We start from the raw sequence: 19,631 nt of genomic DNA, 5'->3' as shown, positions 1-19,631 counted from the left end.
GAGTGGATATTGATCGCCTTCCCCGCCCACGTCAAGGACAATGATCGGCATGATGTCGACCGAGGTCACGGCCATGGTGACCATGCGTTACGGGCTCGGCCCGGCAGCAAAGCCGCCGGTGTACGCGGCGCGCGGTGAGCTGGGCCGGATCTGGCGGCTCGACACCGACCGCGGCACCTGGGCTGTCAAGGAGGCGCTGGTCCCGGTCGCCGAGGCCGCCGCCGACGACGACGTCGCGTTCCAGGTCGCCGCCGCGGCGGCGGGCATCCCGCTGCCGCTGCCGGTGCGCACCACCAACGGCTGCGTGACGGTGCGTGGTCCGGAGGCGGTCTTCCGCGTGTACGAGTGGGTCGACCTCGGCCCGACCGGAGCCGACCCGGCCGACCTCGGCGCGCTGCTGGCCCGGCTGCACCGCGTCGGGCATCCGGCGCGCGGGCCGGTCGTGGAGTGGTTCGCCGCGCCGCTGGGCCGGGAGCGCTGGCAGGCACTGGCCGCGTCGGCGCGCGCGGCCGGCGCGTCCTGGTCCGCGCCACTCGAGGCTCACCTCGGCGCGCTGTTCGACGCCGACGCGCTGATCCGGCCGCCGGACCGGGCGACCACCTGCCACCGCGACGTCAACACCGAGAACGTACGGCGCACCGCGGCCGGCGCGCTCGTCGTGCTCGACTGGGAGAACAGCGGCCCGGCGCAGCCCGAGTGGGAACTGGCGGCCCTCCTCTGGGATCTGGGCGACGGCGCGAAGGCCGCCGCGGCGGCTTACGGCGGCCCGCCTCCGGAACGCGACGACTTCGCGATGGCGCTCGCCGTGCAGGGCCACCTGCTCGACTTCTACGGGCGGCGCGCACTCGATCCGGCAGCGACCGAGGAGGACCGCACGCGGGCGACCGCCCGGATGGAGGCGATGCTGGCCCGCCCGCTGACCGCCGACGCGATCGTCAGGCTGCTCGACGAGGTGCGGTGACAGCGGCCGCCCGAGGCCCCGATGCACCGGGCGGCCGCTCGACTATCGGCCCGACCCGATCGACAGGCGCAGGTCGACGTCGGCCTTGTCGACGAACGCGACCCGGTGGCCGAACTGGATCTCCACATAGGTCTTGTCGCCCTGGATGACCGTCCAGTCACCGGGTGAGGTGGCCGCGAACGTGGTCGCCCGGTAGTACTGCCCCGGCAGCACCGCCCCGACCGCGTAGCGTTGTCCGGCCGCCAGCGTGTACTGCAGCGGCGAGATCGCCTGCACCGGGACGCCGGCCGGGTAGGCCGCGGCTTCCGGATACGCCCGCCCGTACACGGGGATCGTGGCCTTGCCCTGCTTGGGCACCGCGACGAGCCCGAGCTGCCAGTTGGCCGTCGGCGCCGAGCGCGGGTTGTGGAACCAGCCCTTCTGCCCCAGGTACCAGATCGCCGTCCAGTCACCCTGGCGCCCGGCGAGCGCGAACGTCTGCCCGGTCGAGGCGCGTGCACCGTGGTCGGAGATGTGCATCGTGGACGGTGCGCCGTCGGGGTGCAGCCCGAGGTCGGTCAGCAACGGCGAGTCCGCCGACGGCGCGGTGTGCAGCACGACCGACGAGGAGCCGTGCGGCGCGCACGGCACGCCGGCCGTGACGCAGCCCGTGAACGCCGGCTGGTTGGTGGCGTAGTCGGGCGCGATCTGCACCAGCCCGGTCAGCGAGGTGCCGGTCGACCAGAGCGGCGCGCCGAGCAGGTCGAAGTAGTGCGACCAGTCCCAGTACGGCCCCGGGTCCCAGTGCATGCCGCGCACGGTCGCCGCCGTGGTGCCGGGGACGTTGTCGTGGCCGAGGATGTGCTGCCGGTTGAGCGGCACGTCGAACCGCTTGGACAGGTAGCGGACCAGCTTGGCCGAGGACCGGTAGAGCGCCTCGGTGTACCAGGCGCCGTCGGCCGCGAAGCCCTCGTGCTCGAGGCCGACCGAGCGGGCGTTGACGTCCCAGTTGCCCGCGTGCCAGGCGACGTCCTTGGTCTTCACGTGCTGGGCGATGTGCCCGTCGGCCGAGCGCAGCGTGTAGTGCCAGCTCACGTAGGTCGGATCCTGCACCAGCCGCAGGGTGGTGTCGTAGGAGCCCTCGGTGTCGTGGATGACGATGTACTCGATCTTCTGCCGCGCCGGGCGCTCCGACAGGTCGTGGTTGCCGTAGTCGCCGGGGGTCGCGCCGTACTGCTCGTAGGGCGCCGGGATCCACTCGCACGAGACGGTCACCGGGCACTCCAGCCCGTCCGGCCGGGTCGTCTCACGCAGGCCGAGCCGGTCGGCCAGGGCTCGCTGGGGCGCCACCGACCGCCCCTCGAGCCTGACCGTCTGGCCGTCGTCGGTGGTGCGGGCCGCGCCCGTGCCGATCGTCGCGTAGACCTCGTCGGCGAACGTCGTCGCGGCCTCGGCGGTGTCGGCGCCCGAGTAGCGGGCCACCGCGCCGTACCAGGCGGCCGGGTCGCTGCCGCTGCCGGTCGGCGCGCCCAGCGCCTGCTGGTAGGAGGCGAGCAGCGCCGCGCCACCGCGGATGTTGGTCGCGGGGTCGGTGCGCAGGGCCGCCTCGTCCGCGCCGGTCAGCGTGGCCGCCGCGGCGAGCGTCTGCAGCGAGGCGGCCAGGGGTGCCGGGTCGACGGTGCCGGCCACGGACGGCGAGGGGCGGCTGTCGTCGCCCCGCCGGTCCTCGGCGTGCTCGTGGCCGCCGGCCGGGCGCACCGCCGCCGCGTCGGTCAGGTGCATCGGGCCGAACCCGCCGCTCGTGCTCGGCTTGCCGGTGTTGACGTCCCAGCGGGACTCCAGATAGGACACGCCGAGCAGGACGCTCTCCGGCACGCCGAACTCGGCTGCCGCGGCCGCGTACGCCTGCTGCCTGCCCGCTGGTGCGGCGGCCGCCGGCGCGGCCAGGGTGAGCCCCGCGAGCGCGAGCACCGCCGTGGAGAGATAACTGAGGGTCCGTCGCATGCCGCGCCTCCCGCCATAGCCTCGGGCCACCTTCCTCCATCGATGGAGACCACGTCAATAGCTGCCACGCCGTACGCATGTTTCGTAACTAAGTTTCACAACCGGCGTTTGCCGCCGTGGCGCCGCCGACCCGCCTAGCGTCGGGGGTATGGCCGCTCGCCCGTTCCGCTTCGGAGCCAGCATCATCAACATCGGCACCTCGAGGTCCGTCTGGCACGCCCGGGCGCGGGAGATCGAGGGCCTCGGGTACGACGTGCTCCTCGTCAACGACCACCTCGGGATGGCGGCCCCGTTCCCGGCCCTGGTGTCCGCCGCCGACGTGACCGGCATGCGGCTGGGCACCTACGTGCTCAACGCCGGCGTGCAGCATCCCGCCTACCTGGCCCGCGAGGTGGCGGACGCGCACCGGCTCACCGAGGGACGGCTGGAGCTGGGCCTCGGCGCCGGCTACGTCGAGCACGAGTTCACGGCCGCCGGGTTGCCGTTCGGCACCCCCGGGTCCCGGCTGCGCCGCCTCCAGCAGGTGCTGGCGGAGACGAAGGAGTTGCTGCTGGCCGAGCCCGACCGGCCGCTGCCGCCGATCATGATCGCCGCCGCGGGCGACAGGCTGCTGGAGTACGCCGCCCGCACCGCCGACATCATCAGCTTCCCGATCACGGCGGGCTTCGGCCCGGGTACGCCCGAGGAGGCGCTCGCCCGCCGCGTCGACCGCGTCCGCACCGCGGCCGGCGACCGGTTCGCGGACCTGGAGCTGAACCTGTTCGTGGCGGCGGTCGGCGCCCAGGTGGACGACCTCGACCTCTCGATCGTGGCCTCCGCGAGCGGCCGCCCGGCCGAGGAGCTCGTCGACCTGCCCGGCGTGCTGGTCGGCTCACCGCGGCAGATCGCCGACAAGCTCGGGCACTACCGCGACACGTACGGCATCAGCTACGTCAGCGTCCTCGAGCCGCACATGCACCTGTTCGCGGAGGTCATCCCCCTGCTGCGGTGACCAGGTCGCGGGCCAGCCGGTCGAGCGCGGCCTCCGTCGGCTCGTCGGCCGGGAGGTACACCAGGACGCGCTGACCGTCGGCGGCGACGTCGAGCGTCTCGTAGGCCAGGCGCAGCAGGCCCACGTCGGGGTGGACGAGGCGCTCGACGCCCGTCGAGGCCGGCATCTCCCAGCGCCGGGTGAAGCCGGGGGCCGCCCCGAGCTCGGCGGCCAGCGCGACCGCGGCCTCGTCACCGGAGCCGGCCGCGAGGCGGAGGACGGTGGCCTGCTCGCCGGCCATCCGCTCCCGGTCCGGGAACGCGGTCCGGGCCCGGTCGTCGGTGCACAGGTAGCGCACGAGGTTCGCCGGCCGGTCGTCGAGCAGGCCGATCGGACCGACGAGCCGCTCGTACGCCCTGGTGTGGGCGAGCACGTCGCCGAGCCGGTCGAGCAGCACGGCCGGCAGCGGCTCCAGACCGTCGAGGAGACGCCGGACCGTCGGCCGGACAGCGCTGGCCGGATCGGCCCGCGGGCAGCGCAGGCCGCCGGCGCTCTTGGCCGTGAGCAGCAGCAGCTCGCGGTCCTCCCGCGCGAGCAGCAGCGCGTCGGCCAGCGCGTGCAGGACCTGCAACGAGGGATGGCGGTCGGTGCCCTGTTCGAGGCGCGCCAGGTATTCCACGCTGACGCCGGCGAGCATGGCCAGCTCGGCGCGGCGCAGGCCGGGCGTGCGCCGGCGCCGGCCCGCGGGGAGGCCGACGTCCGCCGGCGCGACCGCCTCGCGCCTGCTCCGCAGGAAGGTGCCCAGCTCGCTCATCCCGCAACGGTAGCCGGGCACGGCCCACCTCAGCCGCCCCCGGCGAGGACGGCGGTCACGAGCCGCCGGTCACCGCGATCACCTGGCCGGTGATCCCCGTGTTGGCCGCGGAGCCGAGGTAGACGACGGCCTTCGCCACCTCGGCGGCGTCCAGCAGGCGGCCGATCGGGGCGATCTCGCTCAGCCGCTCCCCCGCGACGTCGACGATCGGGCCGTTGCGCGCGGTCCGGGTGAGCCCCGGCATCACGACGTTGGACAGGATGTCGCCGTCACGGCCCAGGCTGAAGGCTGCCGAGCGGCTGAAGCCGTGCAGCGCCGCCTTCGCGGCGCCGTAGTACTCGCCGCCCGGCATCCCGTTGACCGCGACGCTCGACGAAAGGTGGACGAGCCGGCCCCAGCCGCGCCGGCGCATTCCGGGTGCCGCGGCGCGGGTGAGGCCCAGGGCCCCTTCGACATTGGTACGCAGCACGGCCAGCCAGTCGTCGTCCGGCACGGTCTCGAACCGCCCGTCCTCGTCGGGCGTGGTCGCTCCCCAGTGGACGGCGTTGTTCACGACCACGTCGACCCGGCTGGTCCAGGCGGTGGCCGCCTCGACCAGCCGCGCGGCCGCGTCGGGCGCGGCGAGGTCGAACGGCACGGCCAGCCCGGCCCCGTCGAGTTCCTTGACGACGCCCTCGGCGTCCGAACGCTCCCGCCGGTAGGTGACCACGACGTCGGCCCCCTCCGCGGCGAACCCCAGTGCGATGTGGCGGCCGATCCCGCCCGAGCCGCCCGTCACGATGACGGTGCGGCCGTTGAGTCCCAGATCCATGCGTCCACCCTCGACCGCCGCGCGGACGGCAACCAGACCGCGCGGAGCCGCGCCCCCCGAGAGCGTGGCTACCGGATGGCGACGACGTACGGGAACTGCTCGCTGCGGGTGTCCGCGTTGTCCTCCGGCCGCAGTCCCACCGAGATGGCGGCGTTGAAGACGAGCGAGTACATCGTCTCGACCGCGTTGTCGGCCAGGCTCCGGCCGTTGACACCGGACAGCCCGAAGTTGGCCTCGCTGCCGATCCGGTACGGCATCAGGTCCGGCAGCAGCCGGCGGACCAGCGTCTCCGCGTACGCCCGGGGGCTCAGCGACGTCCGGTTGGCGGCGACCACCGCGGCGATGACGCCGGTGAGCCGCTCCCCGTCGTCGTGGACGTCGTGCCCGGGGTGCGTACGGTTGGCGTCGATGGCCCAGACGGGGTCGGACGTCCGGATCAGTGGCCAGAGCATCGGCGTGGCCTGCCGGTTGACCTGCTGCCAGCCCCCGAAGTCGGTGGGCAGCTTGGTGACCGTCCACAGGGCGATGTCGCGCCCGGGCAGGTACGGCTCGCCGTCGGGGATCTCCAGCACGATCGAGTGGACCTCGGTGCCGGCGATGCCGTTCTCGGCCTTGTCCGGGCGCCAGTCGCCGAGGTCGGGGCGCGTGCCGTCCTTCACCGCCGGAATCAGCGCCGACAGCAGCGTCAGGTCGTTGTAGAACGGGTCCCGGACCACGCCGGCCCACAGCCGCATGCCCGCCGGGCCGTGCAGGGGCTCGTGCGTACGGCCCGACGCCAGGCCGATGCCTTCCGCCGTGTCACCGCGCGCGTCGCCGCCCCGCAGGCACCCCAGCACCACCCGCTGCCGGCCGTCGTCCTCGGCCGGGCCGAACGTGACCCGGTAGGTGAGATCCTCGACGGCCTCGCCGTCGAAGTGGACCTTGAACTCGTAGCGCGCTTCCGGATGGAAGCCCGCCCGGTAGTCGGCACCCAGGATGGAGCTGTTGACGTTCATCACGAGCACAGTGCCGTTCGTGCCGCGGAACATGTACTGGTCGGTGAGGTCGATCCGGCTGTCCCGGCGCGCCAGCTCGGAATCCAGGTGATGCGACAAAGTGAGCCCCCGTGGTGATCACCGTCCGGTCTACTACCGCGACCGCGACCGCCGCGAGACGCCGCGCCGCCCGCGTCCCCCGTACGGCTGAGACCTAATCGCGTTGCCTCTGTCGCCGGAGCGCGCCTAGCTTGCCGGGATGAGTGCCAGACAGTTGACAGTGACGTTCGACGCCCGGGACCCGGCGCGGCTCGCGCGGTTCTGGGCCGACCTGCTCGACCGGAAGATCGTCGAGGATGCCCTGGTCCCCGGCGACGAGGCCCAGGTCAGCCTCCGCTTCGTCCCGGGGCCCGCGAGATCCGCCACGCCCACCCGGAGCATCCACCTGCACCTCACCAGCGAGGCCGCCGGCGACCTGCGGGCCGTCGTGGACAAGGCGCTGGGGCTCGGTGCCGGTCACCTCGACGTCGGGCAGCTACCGGAGGAACCGCACGTCGTGCTGGCCGATCCGGAGGGCAACGCGTTCTGCGTGATCCCGCCCGACAACAACTTCCTCGCCGGCTGCGGCTTCCTCGGCGAGGTCGCCTGCGACGGTCCCCGGGCGGTCGGCCAGTTCTGGAGCGCCGCGACGGGCTGGCCGCTGGTCTGGGACGAGCACGAGGAGACGGCGATCCAGTCTCCGCACGGCGGCACGAAGGTCGCCTGGGGCGGCCCCCCGGTGACCCCGAAACGCGGCACGAACCGCCAACGCTTCACGCTCGCCGTGCCGGCCGGCGATCTGGCCGCGGAGGTCGACCGCCTGGTCGCGCTCGGTGCCACGGTCATCGACGCCGACGCGATCCTGCTCGCCGACCCCGACGGCAACGAGTTCCACCTGACCGCGACCTAGGAGCCTGTGACCGGAGACACTAAACAGAACGGACGCTCTGTTTGTATGCTGGCAAACGGAGCGGCCGTTCTTTTTGTGTGACGGAGGAGGTTGCCGTGCCCAGACTGACCGAGGCCCGCAAGGAGCTACGGCGCGAGCAGATCGTGCGGGCCGCGCGGCGGTGCTTCGTGCGGGCAGGCATGGAGCGCACGTCCGTCGCCGACATCACCGCCGAGTCGGGGCTCTCCGCCGGCTCGATCTACGCGCACTTCGCGACCAAGGCCGACATCGTCCACGCCGTCATCCAGGACCTGCTCGACCGGCGGCGGGAAACCCTCTCCGCGTACGCGGCCGCGAGCGAACGGCCCCCGAGCCCGGCCGAGATGATCGGCCACCTGTCCACCGCCGTCGACCCCAACGAGGCGCACATCGCGCTGCAGGCCTGGGGCCAGGCCACGACCGACCCCGCCGTCCGGGAGATCGTCGTCGGCATGCTCGAGCGCCTGCGCGAGGTCTTCCGGATCGGCTGCGAGGAGTGGCTGATCCGGACGCAGGGCCACACGCTCGCCGACGCCGGCCCGCGGGCGCGGCACCTGGCGGGCCGGCTCCTCGCCGCGTACCAGGCACTGCTGTTCCGCAGCGCCCTGCTCGGCGAGGCCGACGTCGCCGACCTCGTCGACACCGTGATTCCCAGGCAAGGAGAACCATCATGACCACGGACGTACGCCGCCCCGGCGGTCCCGGCTTCCTCGGCGGACGGGTCGTGTCCCGGATCGGGTACGGCGCCATGCAACTCGCCCGGCTGCGCGACGACCGCGCCGCCGCCGTCACGCTGCTCCGGCGCGCGCTGGACCTCGGCGTCGACCACCTCGACACGGCCCAGGTCTACGGCAACGGGTACGTCAACGGGCTGCTCCGCGCGGCGATCGATCCGGCCGACCACGCCGTCGTCTCGACCAAGGTCGGCATCGCCGCGAACCCGGGTGGCAAGCAGCCGATGCGCCCGGCGCAGCGGCCGGCGGAGCTGCGGGTGGGTGTCGAGGACAACCTGCGCAGCCTCGGCGCCGAGCAGATCGCCGTGGTGAACCTCCGGCGGATGGACGTCGGCGCCGGCTTCCCCCTCCCGCGCGACCAGGTCGTGGATCTCGAGGACCAGCTCGCGGTGCTGATGGCCCTGCGGGACGCGGGCAAGATCGGCGCGATCGGGCTGAGCGGGGTGGACTTCGACGGCCTGCGCCGGGCGATCCCCGCGGGCATCACCTGCGTCCAGAACTCCTACAGCGTGCTGACCCGCGACCACGAGGACATGCTCAAGCTCTCCGAGGCCGAGGGGATCGCCTGGGTGCCCTACTACCCGCTGGGTGGTGCCACGCCCGGGGTGCCGAAGGTGACCGACGACCCGGTCGTGCGCGACACGGCCCGCGCGCTGAACGTCAGCACCGCCCAGGTCGGACTCGCCTGGTTGCTCCGGCACTCCCCGAACACGCTGCTGATTCCCGGCACGAGCGACGCCGGGCATCTCGCGGCGAACGTCGCCGCCGGCGACATCCTGCTCGACGACGCCACGCTGGCCGCGCTGGACGCCGTCGCACCCGCCTGACGCACCGACGAGGAGGTCGGACGGTGAGCACCTTCGCGTTCCTCAACATCGCCATGCACGGCCGCGTCAACCCGACGCTGCCGCTCGTGACCGAGCTGGTCCGACGTGGACACTCGGTCACCTACCACACCTCACCCGCGTTCGCCGCCGCGGTCGCGGCGGCGGGTGCCACCGAGTTCCGGTACCCCGGCGGCGACCAGCCGCTGCCGGACCCGCCGACGCCGGCGACGTTGCTGGCGGGGCTCACGCGTACCGCCAACGCCGTTCTGCCCTCGGTCCTCGCCGACCTGCGCGGGAGCCGGCCCGACCTGATCGTCCACGACGCCGCCTGCCTGTGGGGCGCGGTCGCCGCCAGGGAGCTGGACGTCCCGGCGGCGTCCTCGTTCACCACCTTCGCGTTCAACCGGCAGGTGCCCAGTCCCACCCGGGCCTCCCGGCACCTGCTGACGAGGGCGTTCCTGCGCGAGCGCCGGGAGCTGGGCCGGCGGTACGACACCCGCGGGCTGCCGGCGTTCGACCTCGGCAACATCCGGGCACCGCTCAACCTCGTCTACACCTCCCGGATGTTCCAGCCCGGTGTGGAGGAGCTCGACGCGTCGTACCGGTTCGTCGGTCCCAGCATCGGCGCCCGGCCCGTCGACGGGTCGTTCCCGTTCGACCGCCTCCGCGACCCGGTGCTGTACGCGTCGCTGGGCACCGTGTTCAACGCCGAGCCGCGGTTGCTGCACGCCTTCGTCACGGCGCTCGCCCCGCTGGGCGGGACGGTGGTCGTGGCCACGGGGCGGACCGACCCGGCCGCGCTCGGCCGGCTGCCGGCCAACGTGATCGCCCGCCACTTCGTGCCCCAGCCGGACGTGCTGGCCCGCGCCGCGCTGTTCGTCACCCACGGCGGCATGAACAGCGTCAACGAGGCCCTCTACGCGGGCGTCCCGATGCTGGTCGTCCCGCAGGGCGCGGACCAGCCGCTGGTCGCGTCCCGGGTCACCACGCTCGGCGCCGGCCTGACGATCCGGACGCCCGACGTGACGGACGGCCTCGTCCGCGCGCTGGCCCAGCGGCTCCTCGGCGAGTCCCGCTTCCGCGGCGCGGCCTGCACGCTCCAGGAGGCCCAGCACGAGGCGGGCGGCTTCCGGCGCGCGGCCGACGAGCTCGAGCACTACCTGGAACGCGCGGGCCAGGCCCGCGTCGAGGCCGGGGCGGGAGGCTGACGATGTCCGTCTTCGTCGCCGTCCTCCTGCTGCTCGCCGGCGTGTCCGAGGCCGCGGGCCGCCTGCTGCCGATCGTCGCGCCGGGTTCGGGCGTCTCGCGAAGCAAGGCGGTCCGGATGATCCTGGCCGGCGCGGTCGTGGAGGCCGCCGTCTTCGCGCTCTGGCCGCTGTCGGCCTGGACGGTCGCCGGGCTCGTCGGTTCGGCGAACACGACGGGCCTCGGTTGGACGCCCGGGCTGGCCGCCCCGCTGCTGCTCGCCGCGATCCTCGCGTTCCCGATGCTCGGGCCGTTCCTGCACCTGGTGCTCTTCGTCGGGGTCGGTGCCGGCCTGGCCGACGCGCTGCACGCCGCGACGGGGCAGGGTTGGTGGACCGCCGCCGGCTGTGTGGCCGTCGCGGGCGTCGGGCTCGGCATCGCCGTCGAGGCCGTCCGCCGCCTGGCGGTGCGGCTGAACACGGCACCGCTGCCGGAGCCGGCGACATGACGGAGTTGGTGCTCCTGCTGCTGCTCTGCTGCCTCGGCCCGATCCTGCTCGCCGAGGCGCTGCTCGCGCGCTACGAGGTGCTCGCCTATGCCGCGGGTTGGCGGACCCCTGCCACCGCTCTCCCGCGCGGCCTGCCCTACGCGCGCGGGGCCGACGCCGACCGGCCGCCGGCCGCCTACCTCGTCTATCTCGACGGCATCGGTAAGCGGCACTATCGCGACACCCGCGACGGCGGCCGGTTGGTGAAGGCCCTGATCGCCCGGGCGCCGGAGCTGCGGGTGCTGGGCCAGGTCCAGCCCTACTCCCCGCTGGCGTACGCGCTCGCCGCCCGTCCTGTGTGGATCTGGCTGCGGCGCCACGTCGGCCTGCTGCTGTTCCTGCACAACGTCATGCAGATCTTCATCGCCGCCGACCACCGGTACCGTCCGGTCTACAACCGGGCCGTCGGCGCGCAGATCGCCACCCAGCTCCGGCTCGCGGGTTACCAGGCCGACAGCGGCATCCCGGTCGTGCTGCTCAGCTACAGCGGCGGCGCCCAGGTCGCCACCGGTGCGGTGGAGGGCCTGTGGCGGCAGCTCCGGTGCCCGTTGGTGCTGATCAACCTCGGCGGCTTCCACAACGGCGCCAACGACGTCACCCACGCGGCCCGGCTCTTCCAGCTCACCAGCGGGGACGACCGCATCGAGCGGCTGGGCACCTGGATCTTCCCGCAGCGGTGGCGACTGTGGAGCCGCAGCCCGTGGAACCGGGCCGCGCGGGCCGGGAAGGTCACCGTGCACCGGCTCGACCCCGCGACCCACGTGGGTCCCCGCAGCTACATCAGCCCCGCCAGCCACCGGCCCGACGGTCGCAGCCACCTGGAGCACACGGCCGACACCGTGGTGGCGCTCATCCGCGATACGGCGGTCCCGCCCGCCGGCTGAGGCGATACTCAAGGCGGAGGAAGCCATGGACACACCACTGCGCGACGCTGCCGTGCTGGGCCACGTCGTCATGCGCTACGGCCTGGCGACGATCTTCCTGTGGGTCGGCGGGCTCAAGTTCCTCGAGTACGAGGTCCAGAACGCCGAACCACTCGTCCGGAACAGCCCTCTGACCAAGGGCCTGCGTCGCCGACTCGGCGCTCGCAAGCTCGGCCGGCTCGTCAGCGTCTCACAGGTCACGCTCGGCGCACTGATCGCCTCCCGCCCGTTCGCACCCCGCCTCTCGGCGCTCGGCAGCCTCGGCGCGGCCGGCATGATGGTCGGCACGCTCAGCTTCCTGGTCACCACGCCGGAGGCCTGGCACGACGGGCGCGTGCCGCAGCTCTCCGTGCTCGGCGAGGCCCTGCTCAAGGACAGCGTGCTGCTCGGCGCGGCCCTGCTGACGGCCGTCGAGGCGCTGGAGGCCGGGCGACGATGAGCCCGGCGCCACCCGCGCCGGGCCCATCGGTGTGCCCCCTCAGAAGGTCCGGATGGCCGTCTCGGCCGGAGCGGCCAGGCCGTTGACGATCTCGTCGTCGAGCTTGACCAGCGTCAGCGAGGCGCCCGCCATGTCGAGCGACGTGCAGTACTCGCCGACGTAGTTGCGCCGCACGTGCATCCCGCGGGCCTCGAGCTGCTCGTGGGCGTGGCCGTAGAGCAGGTACAGCTCGCTGATCGGCGTACCCCCGAGGCCGTTGATCATCAGGGCGACGTCGTCGCCCTGCTTGTAGGGCAGGTCCGGCACGACGGCGTCCAGCAGCTCGTCGACGATCTCGTTGGCGTTGTGCAGCTTCTCGCGGCGACGGCCCGGCTCGCCGTGGATGCCGACGCCCATCTCCATCTCGTCCTCGCCCAGGTCGAACAGCGGCGAGCCCTTGGCCGGCGGCGTGCACGAGGTGAGCGCCATGCCCATCGTGCGGGTGACCGAGTTGACCTTGTTGCCGAGGCGGACCAGCTCGTCGATGTCGGCGCCCTGCTCGGCCGCCGCACCGACCACCTTGATGACGAAGAAGTTCCCCGCGACACCACGACGACCCACCGTGTAGGTGGAGTCCGACACCGCGACGTCGTCGTCGACCAGCACGGTCTCGATGTTGACGCCCTCCGCCTCGGCCATCTCCTTGCCCATGTCGAAGGCCATCCGGTCGCCGGTGTAGTTGTTGATCAGGTGCAGCACGCCCTTCGGCGACGCCAGCATCTTGCTGGTTTCCAGCACGTAGTCCATCGGCGGCGCGGAGAACACGTCACCGGGGCAGGCCGCGTCGAGCATGCCCTTGCCGACGCTCATCACGTGCGCGGGCTCGTGCCCGGAGCCGGAGCCCTGGATGATCGACACCTTGTTGTCGTCCGGTGCGTCGGCCCGCATGATCAGGTTGTACTCGGGGACGTAGCGCAGCGTGTCCGGGTTGGCCAGGGCGACACCCGTGAGCATCTCGGGGACGTACTGGTTGGGGTCGTTGACGAACTTCTTCATGCTGTCTTCCCTTCGAAGTGGGCGGGCCAGGTGTCGGCCAGTGCCTCGAACATGACGGCCACGCCGACGGCCCCCGGGTCGACGCTGCCGATGCTGCGCTCCCCCGTGTACGCGACCCGCCCGCGCTTGGCCTGGAGCTTGGCCGTCTCGTCCGCGCTCTCCCGGGCCACGCCGGCCGCGGCCCGCACCGTCGTCGGACCGTCGCTGCCCAGCTCGGCCTGGTGCGCGATCTCGTCGGTGGCCGGGGCGAGCGCGTCGAGCAGCGTCTTGTCGCCGAGGCTGGCGTTGCCGCGCGCCTCGATGCCCTCGATCGCCGCGCGCAGCATCGCCACCGCGGTCCCGGCGTCCCCTTCGGACTTTCCCGCCGCGACGGTGGCCGCGCGCAGGAAGGCCGTGCCCCACAACGGTCCGGAGGTGCCACCGATCCGGCTGGTGATGACCACGGCGACCTTCTTCAGAAAGGTCGAGGCGTCGGTACGGTCGAAGCTGTCCCAGTCGCGCTCGACGAGCTCGAAGCCGCGAGCCAGCGAGTAGCCGAAGTCGCCGTCGCCGACGACCGCGTCGAGGTCGCCGAAGTACTTCTCGTTCTCGATCGCGGTGTGGGCGAGCGTCTTCACCACGAACTCGACCGAGGGCAGCAGTTGTTCGGTCATCGAGTGTCCCCTTCGGAAACGGCCGCGAGGTCGGCCAGCGTGACGTACGGGCCGGGCCGCGCGGGGCTGTCGTTGGCCAGCACGGTGATCGGCGCGCTGCCCGGGTCACCGAGCGAGTCGACGACGAACGCGGCGCCGGTGAAGTCCTCGTCGGCGGTGTAGCCGTTGACGGTCACCACGCACGGGATCCCGGCCGCCTTCGCCGCCTCCAGGCCGTTCTGCGAGTCCTCGACGACGACGGCCTGCCGCGGTGTGAGTCCCAGCCGCTCGAGGGTGAGCTGGTAGATGTCGGGCGCCGGCTTCTTGTGCGGCACGACGTCGCCGGCCAGCACCGTGAAGTCGTGCGCCCGCTCCTCCCCCACGTCGTGCTCCACCACCGCCCGCACCGACGGCTCGGCCGAGGTCGAGGCCACGGCGAGCGGCCAGCCCGCGTCGTGCGCCTCCTCGACGATCCGGGCGATGCCGGGGCGGGCCGGCAGCTTCCCGGCCTGGACCATCGCCTTGTAGATCTCGGTCTTCCGGCGGTGCCAGGCGGCCACGGCCTCGGCCTGGCCCTCCGGGTCCGTGGGCAGCCCGGCGGCGGCGACGAAGTCCGGTGTCAGCAGGCTGCGCATGCGCTCCTTGCCGCCGCCGATCGCGAGCTTGCGCCCGTACTCCTCCTCGCTCCACCGCACCGGGAGGCCGAACTCCGCGAACGTCTGGTTGAAGGCGGGCAGGTGCCCGTACCGCTCGGTGTCGGCCAGGACGCCGTCGCAGTCGAAGATGAGCGCGGTCACCAGGCCCGCCCCGCGCTGCCGAAGCGGTCGACGTAGCCGGCGGCCATCGCGGTGACGTCCTTGCCCACGTGCCGGAACAGCGACGGCGGGTCCCACTTGCCGCGCTCCTGCGCGTCCTTGAGGAACGCGAGGTTCGACTTCATGTAGGTGACCTTCAGCGCCGTCGACACGTTGACCTTCGCGCAGCCGCGGGCGATCAGGTCCTTGAACTGCTCGTCGGTCAGGCCGGTGCCGCCGTGCAGCGCGATCGGCACGCCGGTCGCCTCGACGAGGTCGGTGACCCGCTGGCCGTCGAGGTCGGGGGTCGTGGAGTAGACGCCGTGCGCGTTTCCGATCGACGGTGCGAACACGTCGACCCCGGACGTCTCGACGAAGTTCACGGAGACGTCGAGGGACTGCCGCTTGGACTCCTCGTCGGAGCCGACGTCGTCCTCGACACCCTTGATCGCCTCGATCTCGCCCTCGACGTGGGCACCGTGCGCGCGGGCCTCGGCGACCACCTCGACGACCTGCCGCAGGTTCTCCTCGACGGGCAGGGTCGAGCCGTCGAACAGCACCGAGTTCCAGCCCTTGTCGAGGCACTCGGTGATCACGGCGCGCTCCGGGCAGTGGTCGAGGTGGAGGCAGACCGGCACCTCGATGCCCGCGGTCATCGCCCGCCACATCGTGAACAGCACGTCGGACCCGATGGACTTCACGGTCTTCACCGACGTCTGGACGATCATCGGGGACCGGCGTTCGACGGCGCCGGCCAGCACGCTCTCCAGGGTCAGGTCGTTGACGATGTTGATCGCGGGCACCCCGTACCCGTCGCGCATCGACCGGTCGACGATCTCCTTGAGCGACACCACACCCATGAGATCGACGCTAGGAGGGGCGCCGCGGCCGCCGCATCAGGGAAAACACCCGCGCGGCATGGGTGAGGTCCCTACCGCCCGTGGGCGATCAGCTCGGCGCGGCCGCGCGCGCCGGTCTTGCGCAGCACCGCACCCACGTGCTTCTCCACCGTCTTGACGGCGATGCCGAGCCGCTTCGCGATCAGCTTGTCCGGCAGGCCCTGGCAGACCAGCGCGTGCACCTCGAGCTCCCGCGCGGTCAGGCCCGCCGGGTTGGGGTCGGTCGTGAGGCGGCCGGCCCAGACCCCGTGGTCGGGCACGAGCGACTCGCCGCGCGAGGCGGCCACCACCGCGCGGGCCAGCGTCGGACCGTCGGCGCTCGTCTCGACACAACCGTGCGTGCCGGCGAGCAGCGCCTCGGCGACCGCGCGATGGTCGCCCGCGGCGCACATCGCGACGACCGCCGGCCCGGCGGCGGTGATCCGGTCGACCACGTCGACCAGGTCCGGGCCGACCACCACCACGTCCGGACGGAGGGCGGCGGTGGCCGCGAGCGCGTCGTCGGCGCCGGCCGCCTCGCCGACCACGGCCAGTGTCTGCCCCGACCAGGCCAGCAGGCGGGAGATGCCGGCCCGGAGCACCGGTTGGGCGGCCACCACCAGCACGTCGACGCGGTCGGGGTCGTCGGCGGCGGTGCGCTGGTAGGGGAACGAGGCGCGCACGCTGGTGCCCCAGCCGGGCACCGACTCGACGGTCGCGGACCCGCCGACGCTGCCCGCGAGCTCGCTCATCCGGCGCAACCCGAGACCGGCGCGCTGGTCGACGGGGTCGGCCTCGAAGCCCTGCCCGTCGTCCTGCACGAGCAGCGCCAGCGCGGCCGAGTTGTAGACCAGCCCCAGCCGGATCGTCGCCGCGCCCGAGTGCCGGACGATGTTCGACACCGCCTCCTGGGCGACGCTGAGCACGTGCTCGGCCAGCCCGCGGTCCAGCGGTACGGGCGCGCCGGCGACCACCAGCCGCACGTCGGCGCCGCGGGCCCGGTGCGCCCACCCGAGCTCGGCGCGCAGCGCGTCCTCGAGGCTGCGGTCCTCCAACGGCGAGTGCCCGGCGGCGCCGAGCGACCGGCGGACCTCGGTCATCGTGCTCTCCGCCTCGGCCCGGGCACGGCGCAGGCAACCCGTCACCGCGGCCGGCGCGAGCCGCTCGGCCCGCTCGAGCTCGGCGTTCAGGTCGACGAGGCCCTTGTCCAGCAGGCCCTGCACCTCGACCAGCAAGCGCTCGCGTTCGGCGCCCGCGGCCTGCAGCCGGGCCCGTTCCTCGGCGGCCTCGTGCGAGCTCGCGTTGACCAGCGCGACGGCGGCCTGCCGGGCGACCATCTCCAGCAGCTCGGCGTCGGCGGCGGTGAAGGCGCGCTCCCGGCTGAACACCACGCAGGCGCCGATGACCGCGCCGCGCCACTCGATCGGCGCGCCGATGACGCCGCGCAGCCCGGCCTGGTCGGCCGCGCCGAGATGCCCGCCGGCGACCTCGTCGTACGAGTCGAACCGGACCGGCCCGCGGCGCCGTACGACCTCGCCCGTCATGCCCTCGGTCACCGGGAACACCCGGCCGGCCTGGCACTTGACGCCGACCTCGGCCTCCTTGCGGTAGGTGCCGGCGGCCTCGTCGACGCTGGAGACGGCCCCGGCGTCGCCGCCCAGCAGCTCGACACTGCGGCGCAGCACGCGCTCGAACAACGGCCGCGCCACCAGCTCGCCGGCCAGATCCTCCGCGACCGCGCGCATGGCCTCCCGCGCCTCAACCGCCTCTCCGGCACCGGTTCGCACTCTGGCCATGACCTACACCCCCGCGGGATCGAGCCGCTCTCCCGATCGTCATCCCGGGCCACCGGAGGGTCAACCGGAACCGCTCAACGGGCGTGGCGCAGCGCCCAGTCCAGCACCTCGTCGGCGATCCGCTCCCAGCCCCGCTGGGCCGGCAACAGGTGCGCGTAGCCCTCGTACTCGCGGATCTCCGTGATGGTGTCGGATTTGTAGTGCCTGTGGTTCGAGCGCTGGATCTCCGGCGGCATGATGTGGTCCTCGGATCCGGAGACGAACAGCAGCGGGGCCCGGTCGTCGTTGTGGTAGTCGACCCAGGTGTCCTGGTGGCCCGGCTGGAAGTTGGCCAGCACGCTCCCCCAGAGAATGCCGCCGTTGGCCGGGATCGCATACCGCTCGTAGAGCGCCCGGGACTCCTGCGCCGTGAACGTATTGGTGAAGGCGTACGTCCACTGCTCCAGGTTCAGCGGCACCGCCTTGTGCCGGTTCGCCGGGCTCTTCAGCACCGGGAACGTCGACTTCACCTGCGAGAGCGGGACCACCCGGACGCCCTCCGTCGGCGCCGAGTTGAGGGCCACACCGGCCGCGCCGTAGCCGTGGTCGAGCAGGATCTGCGTGAACGCCCCGCCGGCTGAGTGGCCCATGATGATCGGAGCCTCGGGCAGCGCCCGGATCTGCTCCTCGAGATGCGCGATGATCCGCGGGACCGTCACCTCGAGGATCGGTGCCGGGTCGGCGTTGAGCGCCTCGACCTCCACCTCGAAGCCCGGGTACGCGGGCGCGATCACCTTGTGCCCCTTGGCCTCGTAGTGCGCGACCCAGTTCTCCCAGCTACGCGGCGTAACCCAGAACCCGTGGACAAGAACGATCGGTTTCATGCGCCGATCCTGGCCCGCCGTCGATGGGGGCCGAATCCCGTGTTCCGCGTAGTCAGTCGTGCAGGGCCTCCCGCAGCGCCCGGCGAGACGTGACGCCGAGCTTCCGGTAGACCTTGCGGAGGTGGTAGTCGACCGTGCTGGCGCTGAGGAACAGGTGCGCGGCGATCTCGGCGTTCGTGCCACCGGCCCGGGCCAGTCGCGCCACGGCGGCCTCCTGCGGGGTCAACACCGGCTGCCGCTCGGGTACGGGTGACCGAAGGGTCTCGCCCAGCGCGGCCAGCTCCCGGCGCGCGCGATCGGCGAATGCCTCGGCTCGTTCCGCCTCGAACATCTCCAGCGCGGTGGTGAGCCGCTGCCTGGCGGCCCCCCGCCGGCGGCGCCGGCGCAGCCACTCGCCGTGCAGCAGGTGGGTCCGGGCCAGGTCGCCGTGGGCGAGCGTGCCGGTCAACGCGTCGACGGCGCGCAGGTAGTGCGGTTCCGCGTCGTCGGCGCCCGCCAGCAGGGCCTGCGACCGGTGCAGCAGGCCGGCCGCCCACGGGGTGCCCGCACCCGCCGCGGCCGCCGCGAGGTCGGCACAGGCCGCCTCCGCGGTCCGCCGGTCACCGGCCCGCAGCGCGGCCTCGACCAGGTCGGGCAGGGCACGCGCGTACCGACCGGGCAGTCCCGTGCCGGTCAGCGGCACCAGCCGGTCCCGGGCCGCCGCGTAGTCGCCGTAGCCGATGTCGAGAACCGCGAGACTGTGCCGGGTCAGGGACACCATGGCGCCGACACCGGCGCGTTCCATCAGCTCCAGCGCGGGTCGCAGAGCCGCCTGCTCCCCAGAGCCGAGCCGCCATACGGCCAGTTCGGGATGCCGCCAGATCAGCTCGCGTTCGGTCGTGATCCCGATGGCGCGCCGCAGCCGGATGCCGGTGGTGTCGTGCCGGTCGGCCTCGGTGAGCCGGCCGAGCGCGGTGTCGCTGAGCACCGCCATGAAATGCACGACGGCCAGGGCCTGGAGGGCACCGGTCCGGCGGGCCACCGTCTCCGCCCTGTCCAGGATGGACAGTCGAGTCCGCTCGTCCCAGAGCAGCGTGCACAGGTTGACCGCCACCACGACGTGCGGCAGGAGCTCGGCGGCGGGCCGGCGCGGGTCGGTCGCGGCGGCGACCGCCCGGCGCGCGGCCGGCCCGCCCCGCGCGACACCGCCCTCGGCCACGGCGGCGTAGCCGGCGAGCAGCAGCGCGGTCAGGCCGTCGGGGCGCTCGCCGGCGAGCCGGCGGGCCACGGTCGCGAGCTCGGCCTCGGTGGTGTCCAGGATGAGGTGCTCGACGGCGAGGGCGTGCTCGACGGCGTGTAGCACCGCGGCCCGGGCCGGCTCCGGCCGGGTGGCACCGAACGCCTCGGCCGCGGCCAGACAGACCGCGGACGCGCGCTGGTTGGCCTGCGGCACGCCGGCGGTGACGGAGGCGTTCGCCCGGAGCAGCAGCGCCGTGCCGCGCGCGGCATCGTCGAGGTG

The 19,631-nt window shown here is 73.3% G+C and carries 20 protein-coding genes; 9 read left to right on the top strand and 11 right to left on the bottom strand.

All coding sequences use genetic code 11. From position 1 onward, the window contains the following. Nucleotides 1-49 precede the first annotated feature (49 nt). A complete protein-coding gene (locus Asi02nite_RS30140) occupies nucleotides 50-961 on the top strand; it encodes a phosphotransferase (protein ID WP_203717388.1) in 912 nt (303 codons plus the stop codon). Between the two features lie 42 nt (nucleotides 962-1,003). Here Asi02nite_RS30140 and Asi02nite_RS30135 read toward each other — a convergent pair whose 3' ends face one another. Further along, a complete protein-coding gene (locus Asi02nite_RS30135) occupies nucleotides 1,004-2,944 on the bottom strand; it encodes an N-acetylmuramoyl-L-alanine amidase (protein ID WP_203717387.1) in 1,941 nt (646 codons plus the stop codon). Nucleotides 2,945-3,092: 148 nt separating this feature from the next. Between Asi02nite_RS30135 and Asi02nite_RS30130 the strand changes: the two genes are divergently transcribed. Beyond that, entirely contained in the window at nucleotides 3,093-3,935 is an 843-nt protein-coding gene (locus Asi02nite_RS30130; RefSeq protein ID WP_203717386.1) for a TIGR03621 family F420-dependent LLM class oxidoreductase, read from the top strand. Here the strand turns inward: Asi02nite_RS30130 and Asi02nite_RS30125 are convergent. The 3 genes from Asi02nite_RS30125 to Asi02nite_RS30115 all read right to left on the bottom strand — a co-directional run bounded on the left by Asi02nite_RS30125 (nucleotide 3,916) and on the right by Asi02nite_RS30115 (nucleotide 6,633). Continuing rightward, entirely contained in the window at nucleotides 3,916-4,728 is an 813-nt protein-coding gene (locus tag Asi02nite_RS30125) for an MmyB family transcriptional regulator (RefSeq protein WP_203717385.1), read from the bottom strand. The genes Asi02nite_RS30130 and Asi02nite_RS30125 overlap by 20 nt on opposite strands. 55 nt (nucleotides 4,729-4,783) lie before the next feature. Further along, nucleotides 4,784-5,539, bottom strand: coding sequence for an SDR family NAD(P)-dependent oxidoreductase (locus Asi02nite_RS30120; protein WP_203717384.1), 756 nt, complete (start codon nucleotides 5,537-5,539; stop codon nucleotides 4,784-4,786). A gap of 68 nt (nucleotides 5,540-5,607) precedes the next feature. After that, on the bottom strand, nucleotides 5,608-6,633 hold the full coding sequence (locus Asi02nite_RS30115; protein ID WP_203717383.1) for a DUF4331 family protein: 1,026 nt from the start codon (nucleotides 6,631-6,633) through the stop codon (nucleotides 5,608-5,610). A gap of 139 nt (nucleotides 6,634-6,772) precedes the next feature. On the opposite strand from Asi02nite_RS30115, the gene Asi02nite_RS30110 reads away from it, so the two are divergent. From Asi02nite_RS30110 to Asi02nite_RS30080, 7 genes are all read left to right on the top strand, one after another. Beyond that, a complete protein-coding gene (locus Asi02nite_RS30110; RefSeq protein WP_203717382.1) occupies nucleotides 6,773-7,462 on the top strand; it encodes a VOC family protein in 690 nt (229 codons plus the stop codon). Nucleotides 7,463-7,557: 95 nt separating this feature from the next. After that, nucleotides 7,558-8,154, top strand: coding sequence for a TetR/AcrR family transcriptional regulator (locus Asi02nite_RS30105; RefSeq protein ID WP_203717381.1), 597 nt, complete (start codon nucleotides 7,558-7,560; stop codon nucleotides 8,152-8,154). Next, nucleotides 8,151-9,041, top strand: a complete 891-nt coding sequence (locus Asi02nite_RS30100; protein ID WP_203717380.1) for an aldo/keto reductase — start codon at nucleotides 8,151-8,153, stop codon at nucleotides 9,039-9,041. Before Asi02nite_RS30105 ends, Asi02nite_RS30100 begins: the two co-directional genes overlap by 4 nt. A 23-nt stretch (nucleotides 9,042-9,064) precedes the next feature. Beyond that, complete coding sequence (locus Asi02nite_RS30095) at nucleotides 9,065-10,249, top strand: macrolide family glycosyltransferase (RefSeq protein WP_203717379.1); 1,185 nt, start codon at nucleotides 9,065-9,067, stop codon at nucleotides 10,247-10,249. 2 nt (nucleotides 10,250-10,251) lie between these two features. After that, entirely contained in the window at nucleotides 10,252-10,734 is a 483-nt protein-coding gene (locus tag Asi02nite_RS30090; protein ID WP_203717378.1) for a hypothetical protein, read from the top strand. Then, complete coding sequence (locus Asi02nite_RS30085; protein ID WP_203717377.1) at nucleotides 10,731-11,657, top strand: hypothetical protein; 927 nt, start codon at nucleotides 10,731-10,733, stop codon at nucleotides 11,655-11,657. Before Asi02nite_RS30090 ends, Asi02nite_RS30085 begins: the two co-directional genes overlap by 4 nt. Before the next feature lie 25 nt (nucleotides 11,658-11,682). Then, entirely contained in the window at nucleotides 11,683-12,135 is a 453-nt protein-coding gene (locus Asi02nite_RS30080; RefSeq protein ID WP_203717376.1) for a DUF417 family protein, read from the top strand. Between the two features lie 39 nt (nucleotides 12,136-12,174). On the opposite strand, the gene dhaK is transcribed toward Asi02nite_RS30080, so the two are convergent. The 7 genes from dhaK to Asi02nite_RS30045 form a co-directional block, all read right to left on the bottom strand. Beyond that, nucleotides 12,175-13,170, bottom strand: coding sequence for a dihydroxyacetone kinase subunit DhaK (gene dhaK, locus Asi02nite_RS30075; protein WP_203717375.1), 996 nt, complete (start codon nucleotides 13,168-13,170; stop codon nucleotides 12,175-12,177). After that, on the bottom strand, nucleotides 13,167-13,823 hold the full coding sequence (gene dhaL / locus Asi02nite_RS30070) for a dihydroxyacetone kinase subunit DhaL (RefSeq protein WP_203717374.1): 657 nt from the start codon (nucleotides 13,821-13,823) through the stop codon (nucleotides 13,167-13,169). The genes dhaK and dhaL overlap by 4 nt, the downstream gene beginning before the upstream one ends. Next, nucleotides 13,820-14,599, bottom strand: a complete 780-nt coding sequence (locus Asi02nite_RS30065) for an HAD-IA family hydrolase (protein ID WP_203717373.1) — start codon at nucleotides 14,597-14,599, stop codon at nucleotides 13,820-13,822. Before Asi02nite_RS30065 ends, dhaL begins: the two co-directional genes overlap by 4 nt. Next, nucleotides 14,596-15,456: a class II fructose-bisphosphate aldolase gene (locus Asi02nite_RS30060; RefSeq protein WP_203717372.1), complete on the bottom strand. Its 861-nt coding sequence runs from the start codon at nucleotides 15,454-15,456 to the stop codon at nucleotides 14,596-14,598. Before Asi02nite_RS30060 ends, Asi02nite_RS30065 begins: the two co-directional genes overlap by 4 nt. A 71-nt stretch (nucleotides 15,457-15,527) precedes the next feature. Then, the gene (locus tag Asi02nite_RS30055) at nucleotides 15,528-17,270 is read right to left on the bottom strand and encodes a GAF domain-containing protein (RefSeq protein WP_203717371.1); all 1,743 of its coding nucleotides are present in this window, start codon (nucleotides 17,268-17,270) and stop codon (nucleotides 15,528-15,530) included. Between the two features lie 74 nt (nucleotides 17,271-17,344). Further along, nucleotides 17,345-18,133, bottom strand: a complete 789-nt coding sequence (locus Asi02nite_RS30050; protein WP_203717370.1) for an alpha/beta hydrolase — start codon at nucleotides 18,131-18,133, stop codon at nucleotides 17,345-17,347. A 52-nt stretch (nucleotides 18,134-18,185) separates the two neighbouring features. After that, nucleotides 18,186-19,631 (bottom strand): helix-turn-helix domain-containing protein (locus tag Asi02nite_RS30045; protein WP_203717369.1); only part of this gene is annotated, 1,446 nt, incomplete at its 5' end.

This window comes from Asanoa siamensis (genome assembly GCF_016862555.1).
Taxonomy (GTDB): Bacteria; Actinomycetota; Actinomycetes; order Mycobacteriales; family Micromonosporaceae; genus Asanoa; species Asanoa siamensis.
The sequence above is the reverse complement of the archived record's forward strand: the minus strand, read 5'-3'. Positions and strand labels throughout refer to the sequence as shown.

Bases quoted from the DNA above. Each gene is read 5' to 3' on its own strand.
- Asi02nite_RS30140 (WP_203717388.1), top strand. From the start codon at position 50: ATGATGTCGACCGAGGTCACGGCCATGGTGACCATGCGTTACGGGCTC.
- Asi02nite_RS30135 (WP_203717387.1), bottom strand. From the start codon at position 2,944: ATGCGACGGACCCTCAGTTATCTCTCCACGGCGGTGCTCGCGCTCGCG.
- Asi02nite_RS30130 (WP_203717386.1), top strand. From the start codon at position 3,093: ATGGCCGCTCGCCCGTTCCGCTTCGGAGCCAGCATCATCAACATCGGC.
- Asi02nite_RS30125 (WP_203717385.1), bottom strand. From the start codon at position 4,728: ATGAGCGAGCTGGGCACCTTCCTGCGGAGCAGGCGCGAGGCGGTCGCG.
- Asi02nite_RS30120 (WP_203717384.1), bottom strand. From the start codon at position 5,539: ATGGATCTGGGACTCAACGGCCGCACCGTCATCGTGACGGGCGGCTCG.
- Asi02nite_RS30110 (WP_203717382.1), top strand. From the start codon at position 6,773: ATGAGTGCCAGACAGTTGACAGTGACGTTCGACGCCCGGGACCCGGCG.
- Asi02nite_RS30100 (WP_203717380.1), top strand. From the start codon at position 8,151: ATGACCACGGACGTACGCCGCCCCGGCGGTCCCGGCTTCCTCGGCGGA.
- Asi02nite_RS30090 (WP_203717378.1), top strand. From the start codon at position 10,252: ATGTCCGTCTTCGTCGCCGTCCTCCTGCTGCTCGCCGGCGTGTCCGAG.
- Asi02nite_RS30085 (WP_203717377.1), top strand. From the start codon at position 10,731: ATGACGGAGTTGGTGCTCCTGCTGCTGCTCTGCTGCCTCGGCCCGATC.
- Asi02nite_RS30080 (WP_203717376.1), top strand. From the start codon at position 11,683: ATGGACACACCACTGCGCGACGCTGCCGTGCTGGGCCACGTCGTCATG.
- dhaK (WP_203717375.1), bottom strand. From the start codon at position 13,170: ATGAAGAAGTTCGTCAACGACCCCAACCAGTACGTCCCCGAGATGCTC.
- dhaL (WP_203717374.1), bottom strand. From the start codon at position 13,823: ATGACCGAACAACTGCTGCCCTCGGTCGAGTTCGTGGTGAAGACGCTC.
- Asi02nite_RS30060 (WP_203717372.1), bottom strand. From the start codon at position 15,456: ATGGGTGTGGTGTCGCTCAAGGAGATCGTCGACCGGTCGATGCGCGAC.
- Asi02nite_RS30055 (WP_203717371.1), bottom strand. From the start codon at position 17,270: ATGGCCAGAGTGCGAACCGGTGCCGGAGAGGCGGTTGAGGCGCGGGAG.
- Asi02nite_RS30050 (WP_203717370.1), bottom strand. From the start codon at position 18,133: ATGAAACCGATCGTTCTTGTCCACGGGTTCTGGGTTACGCCGCGTAGC.